Annotated in this window: 14 protein-coding genes; 6 read left to right on the top strand and 8 right to left on the bottom strand. The window is 69.0% G+C overall.

Annotated features, from left to right (window positions below; genetic code table 11):
- Window positions 1-62 precede the first annotated feature (62 nt).
- The 4 genes from ABZ098_RS22680 to ABZ098_RS22665 all read right to left on the bottom strand — a co-directional run bounded on the left by ABZ098_RS22680 (window position 63) and on the right by ABZ098_RS22665 (window position 3,960).
- Window positions 63-899 carry a nucleic acid/nucleotide deaminase domain-containing protein gene (locus tag ABZ098_RS22680; RefSeq protein ID WP_356593847.1) on the bottom strand — a complete coding sequence of 279 codons (837 nt, stop codon included), beginning with the start codon at window positions 897-899 and terminating at the stop codon, window positions 63-65.
- 13 nt (window positions 900-912) lie between these two features.
- On the bottom strand, window positions 913-1,485 hold the full coding sequence (locus tag ABZ098_RS22675) for an SUKH-4 family immunity protein (RefSeq protein ID WP_356593846.1): 573 nt from the start codon (window positions 1,483-1,485) through the stop codon (window positions 913-915).
- A gap of 47 nt (window positions 1,486-1,532) precedes the next feature.
- On the bottom strand, window positions 1,533-2,162 hold the full coding sequence (locus tag ABZ098_RS22670) for an SUKH-4 family immunity protein (RefSeq protein WP_356593845.1): 630 nt from the start codon (window positions 2,160-2,162) through the stop codon (window positions 1,533-1,535).
- A gap of 79 nt (window positions 2,163-2,241) precedes the next feature.
- Entirely contained in the window at window positions 2,242-3,960 is a 1,719-nt protein-coding gene (locus ABZ098_RS22665) for a nucleic acid/nucleotide deaminase domain-containing protein (RefSeq protein WP_356593843.1), read from the bottom strand.
- Window positions 3,961-4,156: 196 nt separating this feature from the next.
- Here ABZ098_RS22665 and ABZ098_RS22660 point away from each other — a divergent pair, with 196 nt between their 5' ends.
- The 6 genes from ABZ098_RS22660 to ABZ098_RS22635 all read left to right on the top strand — a co-directional run bounded on the left by ABZ098_RS22660 (window position 4,157) and on the right by ABZ098_RS22635 (window position 9,621).
- A complete protein-coding gene (locus tag ABZ098_RS22660; RefSeq protein WP_356593841.1) occupies window positions 4,157-4,879 on the top strand; it encodes a DinB family protein in 723 nt (240 codons plus the stop codon).
- Between the two features lie 234 nt (window positions 4,880-5,113).
- Window positions 5,114-5,890: a hypothetical protein gene (locus tag ABZ098_RS22655; protein ID WP_356593839.1), complete on the top strand. Its 777-nt coding sequence runs from the start codon at window positions 5,114-5,116 to the stop codon at window positions 5,888-5,890.
- A gap of 111 nt (window positions 5,891-6,001) precedes the next feature.
- Window positions 6,002-6,289, top strand: coding sequence for a hypothetical protein (locus ABZ098_RS22650; protein ID WP_037708726.1), 288 nt, complete (start codon window positions 6,002-6,004; stop codon window positions 6,287-6,289).
- A 54-nt stretch (window positions 6,290-6,343) separates the two neighbouring features.
- On the top strand, window positions 6,344-7,597 hold the full coding sequence (locus ABZ098_RS22645; RefSeq protein WP_356593836.1) for a putative T7SS-secreted protein: 1,254 nt from the start codon (window positions 6,344-6,346) through the stop codon (window positions 7,595-7,597).
- 5 nt (window positions 7,598-7,602) lie between these two features.
- Window positions 7,603-8,724: a hypothetical protein gene (locus ABZ098_RS22640; protein WP_356593834.1), complete on the top strand. Its 1,122-nt coding sequence runs from the start codon at window positions 7,603-7,605 to the stop codon at window positions 8,722-8,724.
- A 27-nt stretch (window positions 8,725-8,751) separates the two neighbouring features.
- Entirely contained in the window at window positions 8,752-9,621 is an 870-nt protein-coding gene (locus ABZ098_RS22635; RefSeq protein WP_356593832.1) for a hypothetical protein, read from the top strand.
- Window positions 9,622-9,696: 75 nt separating this feature from the next.
- On the opposite strand, the gene ABZ098_RS22630 is transcribed toward ABZ098_RS22635, so the two are convergent.
- The 4 genes from ABZ098_RS22630 to ABZ098_RS22615 are packed head-to-tail and all read right to left on the bottom strand — an operon-like array spanning window position 9,697 to window position 12,656.
- Window positions 9,697-10,314 carry a hypothetical protein gene (locus tag ABZ098_RS22630; protein WP_356593830.1) on the bottom strand — a complete coding sequence of 206 codons (618 nt, stop codon included), beginning with the start codon at window positions 10,312-10,314 and terminating at the stop codon, window positions 9,697-9,699.
- A 5-nt stretch (window positions 10,315-10,319) separates the two neighbouring features.
- Entirely contained in the window at window positions 10,320-11,036 is a 717-nt protein-coding gene (locus tag ABZ098_RS22625) for a hypothetical protein (RefSeq protein WP_356593828.1), read from the bottom strand.
- 13 nt (window positions 11,037-11,049) lie between these two features.
- Window positions 11,050-12,348 carry a hypothetical protein gene (locus ABZ098_RS22620; protein WP_356593826.1) on the bottom strand — a complete coding sequence of 433 codons (1,299 nt, stop codon included), beginning with the start codon at window positions 12,346-12,348 and terminating at the stop codon, window positions 11,050-11,052.
- On the bottom strand, window positions 12,345-12,656 hold the full coding sequence (locus ABZ098_RS22615) for a hypothetical protein (RefSeq protein ID WP_356593824.1): 312 nt from the start codon (window positions 12,654-12,656) through the stop codon (window positions 12,345-12,347). Before ABZ098_RS22615 ends, ABZ098_RS22620 begins: the two co-directional genes overlap by 4 nt.
- Window positions 12,657-12,685 lie beyond the last annotated feature (29 nt).

The following is a 12,685-nucleotide window of genomic DNA, read 5'->3' as shown; positions in this document are numbered from 1 at the left end:
ACGGCTCCACGACGGCTGCTCCACGACGGCTGCTGCTCGACGGCTCCACGACGGCTGCTGCTCTACGACTGCTGTTGCTCGGCGGCCTCGCTCAGCAGCCGGATGCCCTCGGCACGGGACTCGGCCGTCTCGCCGTAGGGGAAGTTGTGTGTCAGCTGGGCGTCGGGGAAGACCTGTCCGAGCCACAGCGAGCAGTAGTGCCCCGGCATGAAGCACGCCTCCAACTCGGTGTGGATCCGCAGCACTTGCTCGGGCTCGACACCCGCGGCCCGCAGCCGGGACCAGAGTCGCTCCTCCGGGTGGACACCGATTCCGCCGGCCTGCGTGACGATCTGCTTCTCGCCCTGGCCGTCGACGATCTCGAACGCGGTGAACCACTCCGCGCTCGCCGTGTCCCGGATGTCGTCGAGGACGAGCGGCCACCAGTTCTCGCGTCCCGCGAAGGCCTGCGGATCGCGGGTCCGCAGCCGCTGCCCCAGCTGCGCGAACACGGCGGCGGCCTCCTGCGGCTCCTGAGTTCCGAGGATCTCGGAGAGGGCCCGGTCCAGCAGCACGAGCGACTCGGCGAACGCCTCTGGGCTGGAGTTGACGAACCTCGACTCTTCTGCCCAGTCGAGGAGTACGGCCCGTACGACACCCTCGGGGTCCGCGCAGATCTCGAAGCCGCTGTCCGAGCCGAGCCGCGCCCAGTCCCGGCAGGACTCCGCCATGATCTGCCGACCCACTGCCTCGGCGTACTCCCCCAGTTGTACGGCATCGTCGGGAGCGGTGACGAAGTACGGCCCGACCTGGAGGGGAACCACGACCTCCGCCAGCCGGCGCACGCTCGCGGGCGCGTCGAGGACGTCACCGGTCGCCTCCTGCCGGAAGTGCCGGACGCCGTTGTCGGGGACAGTCATGGAGGGCTCCGCCTTATCGTGCTTCGGGGAATTCGACGTACTCCAGGATGTCGTGCCAGCGCGATCGGGTCACCGCCAGGGCCTCCGGATCGATCTCCCGCATCCGCTCGGTCAGCCGGCGGGCCGCTCCCTCGGGGTCGAGGGTCTCCTGTTCCGACGCGAAGTCGTAGTTCGGGCGTTCCTCCTCCAGCAGGTGGAGAAAGTGCGCGAAGGAGTTGAGGTCCTTGTTCAGCGGACGGCTGTCGGACGTGTCACCCGGCAGGCACTGGACGACCCCGGTGACCCCGTCCAGGGCGATGTCGTCGTAGGGGACCGAGCCGAGCAGGAGCCAACTCTCGGCGCCCTCGGGCAGATTGGTCCACCGCTCGCGGAGGTCGGGGTAGCAGGCGCCGAGCGTCCTGGTCTGTTCCGGACTCCCGTCCACGAGGTCGAACCAGGGATTGGGGCGGGACGGAAGGCCGACATCGCGCAGGAACCGTGCACTCGGCCCGTGCTGAACGTTCGCCACCACGGCCTCGGGAAACGTGATGAGTTCATCCGGACCGAACTCGGTCTCCAGGGCTTCCCGGTCGATGGGGGGTGTCATCCGGTGATCTGCCTGTCTCGTGCCTCGGGGTGGCCGACGGACTCGGTCTAGCCGATGGACTCGTACACGTTCGAGAGAACGACATCCCACGCGGGCATGCGCGGGGCGTTCTCGGACTCCCAGTCGAACTCCTCCGACCAGGCGGGCTCCACACCCTCGAACGGAAGTGGATCGGCGCGGATCATCCGCTCCCGCAGCGACACCGCGACGCCCTCCGAATCGGGGATCTCGTCCGACACGGTGAAGTCGTAGTTGGGACGTTCGAGCTCCAGCAGATAGGTGAAGTAGACGAATGAGTCGAGGCTCTGGTTGATCGGGTAGGTACCCGGCTCGCCGTCCGGCAGGCAGTGCACCGTCCCGGACACGGGGTCCAGGACCACGACGTCCTCGAAGATCTCCCCGATGACGAGCCAGTTCTCCCAGCCTTCCGGCATGTCCTTGTAGTCGGAGAAGTAGCGGAGTTCCGCGCAACGGCGAAACCTGTTGGGGGTCTCCCCCTCGAAGAGGGCTCCGTCGATCACGAAGAAGGAACTCCGGTCGTCCGGAAGGCCGACTCCGGTCAGAACCGAGCGGGCCGACTCGTGAAGTTCCGCGGGCAGCTTTCCCGCTTCCAGCGTCACAAGCCGCTCGGGGGGGAAGACCGACTCCATCATCGCGCGGTCGACAAGCTGGGGCATTTTCTGTCCTGTCGGTTATTTCACCATCACTGCTGCTGGGCAGGGCATTTTATCGGGAGCTGCCACCCCGGGTCAATTTCTACTTCTTTTTCGGATTGATACCGGCGAGGTATCGCTCCATTTCGTCGTTGCCTTTTTGTTTTGATTCCGCCGTGTGGCCGTACTCCACGGTGTGCGAAACCTTCACGCCATCCGGCAGGTGCTCCGATATCCAGGCACTGCAGTCCTTGGCGCCAGGGCCTGTAGTGCATGGCTCACGCTCCGTGTAGAGCTCTGTCATTCCTTTCTCGGTGCCGTTGTTGAGGAATGGGATACCGACCTGACGTTCCGAGTGGGAGGAGGGCCACTTGCTGCGGCCGACGAGTATGAACTCGTTTTCCGCACCCGGCTCGCCGTACCGCGCCGCAGCGTAGTTCCGACTCGAGAACTTTCCTTTTCGTGTCTGGCCGTAATCCTTGTTCGCATCACGTGCCATACGTGTGGCCTGCGACAGATCGGTGCTTCCGAAGGCGACCTGCTCCGACGACTTCCTCTTCCGGTCCGCCGCGTCGGGAAGCCGGTAGTCGGCCGCGACCCGCCGCCCCACGTTGTCGTCGCTCTGGAGATTCAGCGGGGTGAGACGCTCCCGGTCCTTGTCGGTCAGATCCTGGTGGCCCGAGGAGGTGAGCCGGGTGACCTTCCCCTGGTCGTCCACGTGGTAGACGTGTTGCTTGCTGATGCCCTGGAGCTTGGTCGCGACGTCGTCGTCGTTGTCCCGGTGGTTCTTGGCCATCTTGCGCAGGCCGTCGGTCATGCTCTCGCCGAGATGGTCGGCGGAGCGCTTGACGCCCCGGCCGATGCCCTCCACGACCTCGTCCAGCATGGGGTCGAGAGCGCTGGTGAGCGGGTCCTTGCCGCGGGCGCGGCCGTGCGAGGACTTCGCGCGGGACAGCTTGCCGCCCGCACCGTCACGGATCTTGTCGCCGGCGCCCTTGAGCTTGCCGCCGGCCCGCTCGTAGGCCTCGGGGTCCATGCTGAACTGGCCGCCGCCCGCGCCCGCGCCCGACCCGGAGCCGCCGGAGCCTGTGCCGCCGTCCGCACCGGCCAGTTGCATCGACCCGCCCACGCCGCCGTCGGCGCTGGCCAGCTGCATGCCCCCGCCCGACTTGAGGCTGTCGACGCCCTCGTCCAGGCCTTCCCGGCCCGCCTTCGCGGTCTGGCCGAGGTCGACGCCGTTCTGCGTCCCCAGGGCGTTTCCGCCCAACTGCACCACCAGGTCACCGGCCATCGCGCCGAGGGCCTGGAATATCGGTCCCGTCGCGACCTCGATGATCCGCGAGGCGATCTCCTCGCACACCTCCTGGAAGATGCGTTTCACCGCGATCCGGGTGGCCTGCGTACCAGCGATGCCGCCCAGTGTCGACAGGCCCAGAGTGACCGGGGCGGCCGCGATGGCGGCCACTATCTCGGCGGCGAGGATGCCGAGTTGGGCGATCGCCGCGATCTTTGCGCCCTCGATCAGTACGGCGACGGCGTCCAGCGCGGTCCCCGCCACTCGTCCTGCCTCGGCGAGGTTGGTCAGATGGGTGCCTTTGACGAGGTCCCAGTGCTTCTCCAGAGCCTGGATCGCCAGGCCCTCGTTCGTCCCGATCAGATCCGTGATCGCCTGGTGCGCGTCCGCCGCACCGTCATCGATGCTGTCGGCGAACTCCCGCATGGCCTGGGCCATGTCGCGGTAGTCGTCCTCGTCGACGTTGGGCCAGCTGATGCCTATCAGGTCCAGGGCCGCATCCAGCTCGCTCGGCAGGACTACACCCACAAGGACCCCCGCTCGAAAGTTAGTTGGGAAAACGTAACTTTGAACGACTCGGGGGAACAAGTTGACCGGGAGTCACATGACTTGATCTGTGGCCCAGTTGGCGCAGACCTTTCCGAACGGAACCTGTGGGCGCGGAATTCCGTCGCTCCCGTACGGGCGAGCCGTTAGCCTCCGCGGGAGGTGAGGGGAGCCCGGCATGGAGACTGCGCGCGTACGGACCGACCGACTCGGTGTACTGCTGGACCAGTTCGACTGCGTCAGGGAGCGGGCGCAGGTACGGCTGGAGGGGCTCGGCGACGAGGAGTACCTCTGGGAGCCGGTGCCCGGCTGCTGGTCGATCCGGCGCCGGAGCGAGGCGGTGACGCCCCGGGCGTACGGTCCCGGCGAGTGGGTGCTCGACAAGGGCGCCCCGGACATCCCGGCCGGTGAATACGCCGAGGTGGCCCGGCAGGCAGCCGACGGCATGAGCGTCGACAAGATCGCCGAGGACTGGAGCGTGAGCGTCGCACGGGTCGAGGAGGTCCTCGCCCACACCGGCCCGGTGGAACCCGACATCACGCCGGTCACGACCATCGCATGGCGACTCGGACACCTCCACTCCTGCTTCGCCGGCGAGTGGGAGTGGACCTTCGGTGAACGCCGCACGGATCCCCATGAGTTGGTCGACTTCACTCCCTCGGCGGCCCTGGCCCAGCAACGCTTCTGGTCCCTGCTCGACCGCTGGCGCGAAGCGGTGGGCGGGGTCACCGAGGAACAGCTCGACACGATCGGCTTCTCCCAGTACCCGTACGGCTCCGCCCCCGACGAGCCGTACATCTCCGTGCTGTGGGGCTCCAACCTGGAACTCATCCACCACATGGCGGAGATCGCGCTGCTGCGGGACCTGTGGCAGGCCAGGGCCGACCGGACGCCGTCGTAGCGTCCGGGAGTTGACCCTGGACGCCTGGCCGCCCGCCCGGGCCACCGCCCCACCGCCTCCCGGAGTCGATGCCGAAGCCCTCCACGGAGCAACTCTCAGGGGGAGGTCCTGTGAACGTCCGGTGGGTGAGTCGTCGGCGAACCGGCCGACACAGGCCCCGCCCCGCGACACGGCCGACCGAGCTTTGAGATTCTGGCGCTCGTCATCGTCAACGGCATCGACAGTTGGGCGGCCATGAATCACAGCAGCCAGGAATGGTCCTCGCGGGGGCAGCAGCCGGGGCCACCGCAGACACCGGGACAGTACGGTCAGGCCCCCACCCCGGCGTCGTATCCGAGCCCCGCGTCCGAGACCAGGATCGAGATCGACAGCAAGCGGCTGCGCGCGTACGCCCGGACCAAGGCGGGGGAACAGACGCTCACCGTGCGTTCGGCGGGCGAGGAGACGAAAGGCACCCCGCTCGCGTACGTCCACGTACCTCAGGACGGCCCGGACGGTGGGCGTCGGGCGCGACCGCCGTTCACCGTGAGCGGCCTGAACTCCGAGCCCCTCTGCTCGGTCCGTTCCAGCGGGCCGGGTGCGTACGAGGTGTACGGCGGGGACGGCGCGTTGATCGGCCGCATCACGCGTCAGGACGGACGGGCGCTGCCCTGGCCGCGCCGCCCGCGCTGGACCGTGCAGGCGGTGACCGGCGCCGGGCCTCTCACCGCGAAGCGCGGAACCCCGGCCGGGTGGGCGCTGTTCACCCTCTTCTCCCCGGTCTACCTCGTCATCTGGGCGCTTGGGGCGCTCCAGGGGCTGGTGCCGCTGTTGTTCGGCGACAAGGACGAGGCGAAGAAGGAGTCGGCCTGGGACCTCGGCCTTCCGAGCCGCGCGCTGTGGCGTGCCTCGGGCGATTCCGAGGTTGTCGTCGACTACCGGGGCGGCGGCATCTTCCACTTCGCGCCATCGCGGCTGGACCCCCGACTGACGTACGCGCAGTCCGTGCTGCACGTGTGGGACGGCGTGTGAACCGCGGTCCTCACATGTTGGCGACCGCGAACATCCTCAGCTGTCCCCGAGGTTGACCCTCCGATAATCTGTGCGCCGGCGACTGGATCACGACAACGGGGAGACACGGGGATGGCGGACTTCCAGATCGATGTCGATCGCATGAAGACCCTGATCAACCGGCTGGACCAGGTGGACGACCGCATGCGCGGCGCCCAGGAGCGGCTCAACAAGGTCGGTCCCAAGGGTCTGGGCACGGACGGTCTCGACAACGCCTGCGACGACTTCCAGGACGACTGGGGCGACGGCATCAAGCGGATCGCCGACGGTGCCAAGCAGCTCCACGAGGGGCTGAAGAAGACGCTCGAGTCGTACGAGTCGACCGACCGGGAGCTGCAGAAGGGCTTCAGCCAGAAGTAGTTCCGGCCACCGCCGGTACGACAACTCGCACACGCACACAACGGGGAGAAGACGATGGGGATGTTCGACGATCCCAACTGGCCCGGACTGACGTTCAACCCGGCCAAGGGCGACCTGCACACGATCGAGTCGCTGGCGTACGACGTGAAGACGGTCGGCGACGAGCTCGACGAGATGCGCGAGATGCTCGTCGGCATCGGCAAGACGGACGGCATCTGGGACGGCGAGGCCGCCAAGAAGTTCCAGGAGAAGATCGGCGAACTGCCCAAGTACCTCCAGCAGGGCCACGAGTCGATGAACGCCTGCTCCCGGGCGCTCAGGGGCTGGCACGACGAGCTGGAGACCATGCAGCGCCAGGCCAAGAACCTGGAGGAGCGCGCGGTCGAGGCCCGCAAGCGGCTCGACCAGAAGAACGCCGACGTCGACCGGGTCAACGTCAAGATCGAGGGCGCGATGTTCCAGCAGCTCACCGAGCAGCAGGCCAAGGCCCTCTCCGAGGAGGCCGACTCCGCCTCGCGCGCGGCCCAGGACGCCGCGACCGACCTCAAGCTCCTCATCGAGAACGGCGAGGCGCTGCGCAAGTACTGGGAAGAACAGGCCGCGAAGGCCGAGAAGGCCATCCGCGAGGCCGCGAACAACCGGCCGCCGGACATCAGCGTCTGGGACAAGATCACGGACGGTCTGAAGGGTGCCTGGGACGGCTTCAAGAACTTCCTGATCGACAACGCCGACCTGTTCTCCACCATTTCCAGCGCACTGGCCGCGGCCGCGATCGTCGTCAACGTCATCCCGGTCGGCGGCCAGGTCGCCTCCGCGATCCTGGGCGCGGGCGCCATCGCCTTCTCCGGCGCCGCCATGGCCGGTCACTGGATGGGCGGAGCCTCGCCGTTCAAGATCGGCATGGACGCGTTCGGCATGCTTCCCGGCATCGGCGCGGCCAAGGGCCTGTTCACCGGCATCAAGGCGGGAGCGAAGGGCGCCAAGCTCGCCGCCGGCCTCACCCAGGGCGGCAAGGGTCTGATGCAGGGCATCAAGAACGGTGTCATGTCGACGCAGATCAACAAGCGGATCCTGGGCCCGCTCGGCAAGGCCCTGCCCGAATCGGAGGTCTGGAAGATCTCGCTCCCCACGAAGGCGGGCAGCGCCCTCTTCGGCACCGGGAAGCTCATCTTTGGCGGCGACGACGGTGGCAGCCAGCCCGCGGTGTCGACGCACCCGACCCCGGCGAACCCGAGCCAGCCTTCGCCGGTCCGGACGATGCCGTACCCCGCCACGGGTGACAAGTTCCTCCAGACCCTGGCGGCCTGAGCGCGATGACCGAAGTCACCACTGTCACGGCAGATCCCGAGGGCCGGCGCGGCGACCTCCACGTCGGCTGGGTCATGCCCCCGTTCTTCCACGAGCTTCCCGTGGACGCCGAGGACGTCGACGAGGCCGGCGAACGCCTCGGCGAACTGGTCAGGACGATCCTCGCGGAGGGCAGCGAGGAAGACCAGATCGCGATGTTCGCCCTCTACTTCCAGATCACCGCCCAACTGGCGGAAGCGGGGGCCGAGTACGCCGGCTTCTGCCTCATGGACATGGACGGGCGCCGGAGCACCGCCACCGTCGCGGTCTACCGCATGTCGCTGACGAAGATCGCGGCCGGCGAGGCGCTGTCGGAGGCCTACTCCGCGCTGCGCCGGGCCTATCCCGACGACGACGTCCAGATCAGCACCCTGCCCTCGGGCAAGGGGGACAGCCAGGCCGTCGTACGGATCGGCGCCGCGCCGTTCACGATCACCGCCGAGGCGTCCCCGACCGGCGAACCGCTGGAAGTGCCCCGCGGCCAGATCCAGGTCTACATCCCCCTGCCCAACGACGCCGACATGCTGGTGTTCGAGCTCTCCACGCCCTCCATGGAGGACTGGGACCTCTACTCCGAACTGTTCGCGACGATCGTCCGGACGCTGGACTGGGCCACCGAGGAGGAGGCCGAGATGGCCGCCGCCCTCTCCCAGGCCCAGCCGGTCCCGGACGTGGCGCCCGACCCGGCCGTGGTCCAGGAGCTCTACGCCCACTCCAGCCGGATCCTGGACGCCCTCGGCGTACGGGGTCGGATGGACGAGGGCAACGCGGTGTCCGCGGTCACCTGCGTCGACTGCTGGTCCAAGGGCCTCAGGTCGGTGTGCACGGCACGCCACCACTGGCAGATCGACGGTGTCGAGGACGTGGAGCTGGCCGTCGCCGTCGGGCGGCTCGAAGAGACCTTCCAAGGGCAGGGCTGGCTCAAGGTGTCGGGAACACCGGGCCAGAGCGTGTCCCTGGCCGCGGACGGTGGGTCGGGGCACCGCGTCAACGTCACGCTGATCGCCGGCCGCCAACGGCTCGTCGTGGAGGTGATCGCTCCTTGCACACGGATCGTGCGGGGGCCGGTCGACTCCGCCTTCGGATAGAGGCCGACCCTAGGAGGCGGCCGCATCATGGACGACAACCCCAGTGATCTCCTGCCGATCGGCGCGCACGCACTGTCCGCGGACCCGCGACTCGCCGACGCCGTACGGCAGGCGGGAAACACCTACGGATACGACTACTTCGACGACGGAGCGGTCAGAAAGACCCTCGCCGAACACGAGGCCGCCCTACGACGGCTCGGGCGCGGAGGACTCGTCTGGGCCGGCTCCCTGGGGACCGCCGTCGGGATCGTCTGGCTGATATGGGCCGCGGCCGGCAAGCCGGACAACATGGCGGTGGCGGTAGCACCCCCGGCGGCTCTCCTGGTCCTGGCGCTGGCCGCCTTCGTCCAGGTCAACCTCCAGGGCAGGCGCAAGCTCCGCCATCCCTTCCTGGAGGGATACCGGCACGTCCTCGCGGCGGCGCTGGCGCACGGCGCCCCCGTGACCTACGTGCCCGCCTGGCTGACCGGCCGAGGCGGCGCGGCACTGGACGTGGCCCCGCTGCCGACCTACACCACACCGGCCGGGGGCCCGTCCACCGGCGCAGGAGCAACGCGTGTGGCCCCGCCGCCCAAGCCGGCCGAGGTCGAGGAGTACGAGCGGATCGCCGACCACGGCGGCTGGCACGACGAGGCGGGCTGGATCCTCGTCGTCGCGGGAGCCGTCGGCGTGGGCTACGCCGTGGTCAAGGACATGCCCGCGGCGTACGCGTCGGTACTGCTCATCGCCCTCGGCATCTGGACCTGGCTGGCCGGACACCGCCTCGGCAGACGGCAGAGGGAACTGTCCGGCGAGGCCCTCCGTTACCTCGACGCGTTGACCAGCGCCCAGGCAGCCGGAGCACCTGTGCACGAACTCTCCCCACCGCTCCGCAAGCTCCTGGACGCACGGCTGTGACAGCCGCCAGGTACACGGCGGTGGCGGCACCCTCCCCGGGCGCCGCCACCGCCGTACGCACAACCGCTCAGCCCCTCAACCGACCCGCGCCCCCGCCGCCCTGGCCCGCTCCCGGGCCTCGGGGCTGACACCGCGTCTGCGGGCCGACGTCCGGTCGTCCACCGCCGTGCGCTGGGCCACCCCGAACAGCCGGCGCGGGCCCGGTACGGCGACCACGCCGAGGAAACGGGGGTCGCCCGCGAACCAGACCCGGTCGACCTCGCCGGCCTTCACCTTCCGGACCCAGAAGGTGTATCCGCTGCCCAGGAAGCTGCCGTAGCCGAGGGAGACGGTGTTGTCCGGGCGTTCGGGGTCCGTGAAGGAGAACCGGGTGGTGCCGTTCTTCGCGGTCGACGCGGCTCCGGGTACCGACTGCCACGGGTAGACCTTCAGGATCCGGCGCAGCGACCGGATGCCCAGGACCCGTGCCGTGCTGAGCATGGCCAGGTAGATCAGCACGAACAGGGCCGGGAAGAGGACCCAGAGCGTCCACACGGGCGTCAGCAGCACCGCGTACAGCCAGGCCACGAAGGCCCCGAGCGACAGCACGAAGGCACTGAGCCGGAACGCGGCCGTACGGCGCCAGGCCCGCCGGGTGGCCGGGTCCTCGTAGGCCGTCTTCGTCAGGGGAACGTCCACTGCGTCTGTCTCCATCGGGATCAGCCGAAGACCGCGCGCACGGACGCCTCGACCTCGGACTCGGGAATCTGCGCCTTGAACTCCTCGGGGAGCGGATTGTCGAAGCTCACCATCTCCGCCATGGCACGGTGGATGTCACGGTAGTGCTCGCGGGCGTCGACGGCGGTCGTCGTCAGCGTGAGGATCGCGAGGTTCCGCCCGTCCGGGAAGGGCAGGTACGCGGTCGCCTCGTACAGGGACCGCTGCCGGGCATCGGCTTCCGCCGGAAGTTCCACCAACGCCTCGGTGAACGCGCCCGGCCCGCAGGGCAGGTCCGCGACGGCGACCGGCAGGGCATTCTCCCGGGCGGTCGCCGCCTGGGCCGCCGCCAGCTTCGGCGGGGTCCACGGGATCTCGCGCCGGGCGAGCACGACGACCGACTCCAGCATGGTGCCGTCGTCCCCCTCGTGCGCGCCGATGGCGAAGCTCACCACGCCTTCCCGCCGCATCTGCGAGGTCAGGGCCCGGGCCTCGGCGAGCTGCTCCAGGAAGCCGGACCGCTGCTCCTGAGGGACCAGCTCCAGGAGGGAGTCGACCGCCTCGACGACCCTCGCGCCCTCGGGGGACTCCGGATCGGCGAACAGGTTGCGGAAGGGGACCTCCACATAGCCGGGTGCGAGCGCGAACCACAGGTCGCAGCCGCGCTCCATGGCCGACTCGTCGATGGCGTACTCGAACTCGTCCGTGTCGTCGGTCATGAGTTCCACTCCTTCAGTGCGTCGCGCCGAACAGGATCTTCAGCGTCTTCAGGGCGGTGGCACCATGGCCGGCCCCGTCGAAGCTGCCGGCCCGGACACCGTCCGCCCCGGTCGCCGCGTTCTCCGCGGCGGGGTTCTTGATCTCGTCCCACAGGTTCTTGGCCACGCCGTACGTCCCGGTGAGCGCTCCCGCGCCGGAGACCGAGACGTCGATGATCTTCGCCGCCGAGGACGGGTCGGCGGCGCCCTTCACCAGCCAGGTGGTCAAGGGGTTCTCGGCGGCGTGGATGCGCTGCGCGGCCAGCCAGGTCTTGCCGCCCGCGCTGCTCAGCCGCTCGCCCAGGGTGAGCGCCTCCGCTCCGGCGCTCGCCGAGCGCGCGGCCCCGTTGACCCCGCGTGCGACGGCACCGACGCCCGGCACCATGCCGAGGCTGTCGCCGACCACGCCCACCGCGTTGCTCCAGAAGTCCGCGTCGAACTCCCCCTTGGTGAAGCCGTCCTTGAGCGACGCCCGCACCACCGGGTTCGACAACCGGCTGATCAGCGTCGCCGCGCTCGCCGCAGCCGCGACCAGCAGCAGGATCGGGCCGACCGGCACGGCGAAGAAGAGCGCCGCGAGGCCCGCGATGGCCGCGATCGTGCCGAGGATGTCGGTGAGGTTGTCGCCGACCCAGTCCATGGCCTTCTCGAACCAGTTCGGCTCCTCGGGGGCCAGCTTGTCCGTGGAGTCCCGCAGCACCCGCGCCTTGCCGCGGGCCTCGGTGCCGTGCTCCTCCTGGAGCTCCTGGGCCTTCCTGATGACGTCGTTGTAGGCGGTCCTGGCGTTGGTCACCGCCTCGCGTGCCTTGGTGAGCTCTTCGGTCGCCCGGTCCAGCCGCGCCTGCGCGTTCTTCAGCTCGGCGTCGTCCGTGAACGTCTTGCCCGCCAGCTTGAGATCGGGGTTCGCGGAAGCGGTCTTCTCCTGGCTCTCCGCGGTGTCGATCTTCCCCTTCGCGTCCTTGGCGTCGCCGTCGAGAGCCCGCGCCCGCTGCTGGTAGCCGTCGAGCGCCTTCTGCCAGTCGGCCAGCGCGGTGGCCGCCCTGGTGATGGAGGAGTGGGCGTTCTTCAGGTTCGTCGGCAGCGCCCCGTCGAGCTGCTCACGGAAGGCGACCGCCGCGTCTCCCTCCCAGTCGCCGCCCGAGCGCAGGTTCTCGATCATCTTGTGGGCGTCGGAGATGGTCTGCGCCGACTTCTGGAGCCGAGACGTCAGTTCCGACACGACCGACACGCTGCCCGGTGCCGGGTCGAATCCCAGAGACGGATAGGAGCTCACTTGCCGCCTCCCTGTGCCGCCGCCTTGCGGAAGCCCTCTTCGAGGGCGTGGTCGACCTCGTCGTAGTTGGCCTTGCTCTGACCCACGCTGTCCGCGAACTTCCCGGTCAGCTCGGCGATCTGCTCGGAGCCGTACTTCCAGTGCTCGTGGAACTCGGCGCAGGCGTCATCCAGCTCCTTGGTGCCGATGCCCTCCGCCGACACGTCCTGCATCCACTTGCGGACGTTGTCGAGTTCCGCCTTCGCGTCCTCCAACGTCTTTCTGAAACGCCCCAGTTCGGCGGTGTCGGTCTTGAAGTAGTCCGTCACAGCTTCTCTCCCCGTTCGACAGGTTTCTT

It is taken from the genome of Streptomyces sp. NPDC006335 (assembly GCF_040612795.1).
Lineage (GTDB): Bacteria > Actinomycetota > Actinomycetes > Streptomycetales > Streptomycetaceae > Streptomyces.
The sequence above is the reverse complement of the archived record's forward strand: the minus strand, read 5'-3'. Positions and strand labels throughout refer to the sequence as shown.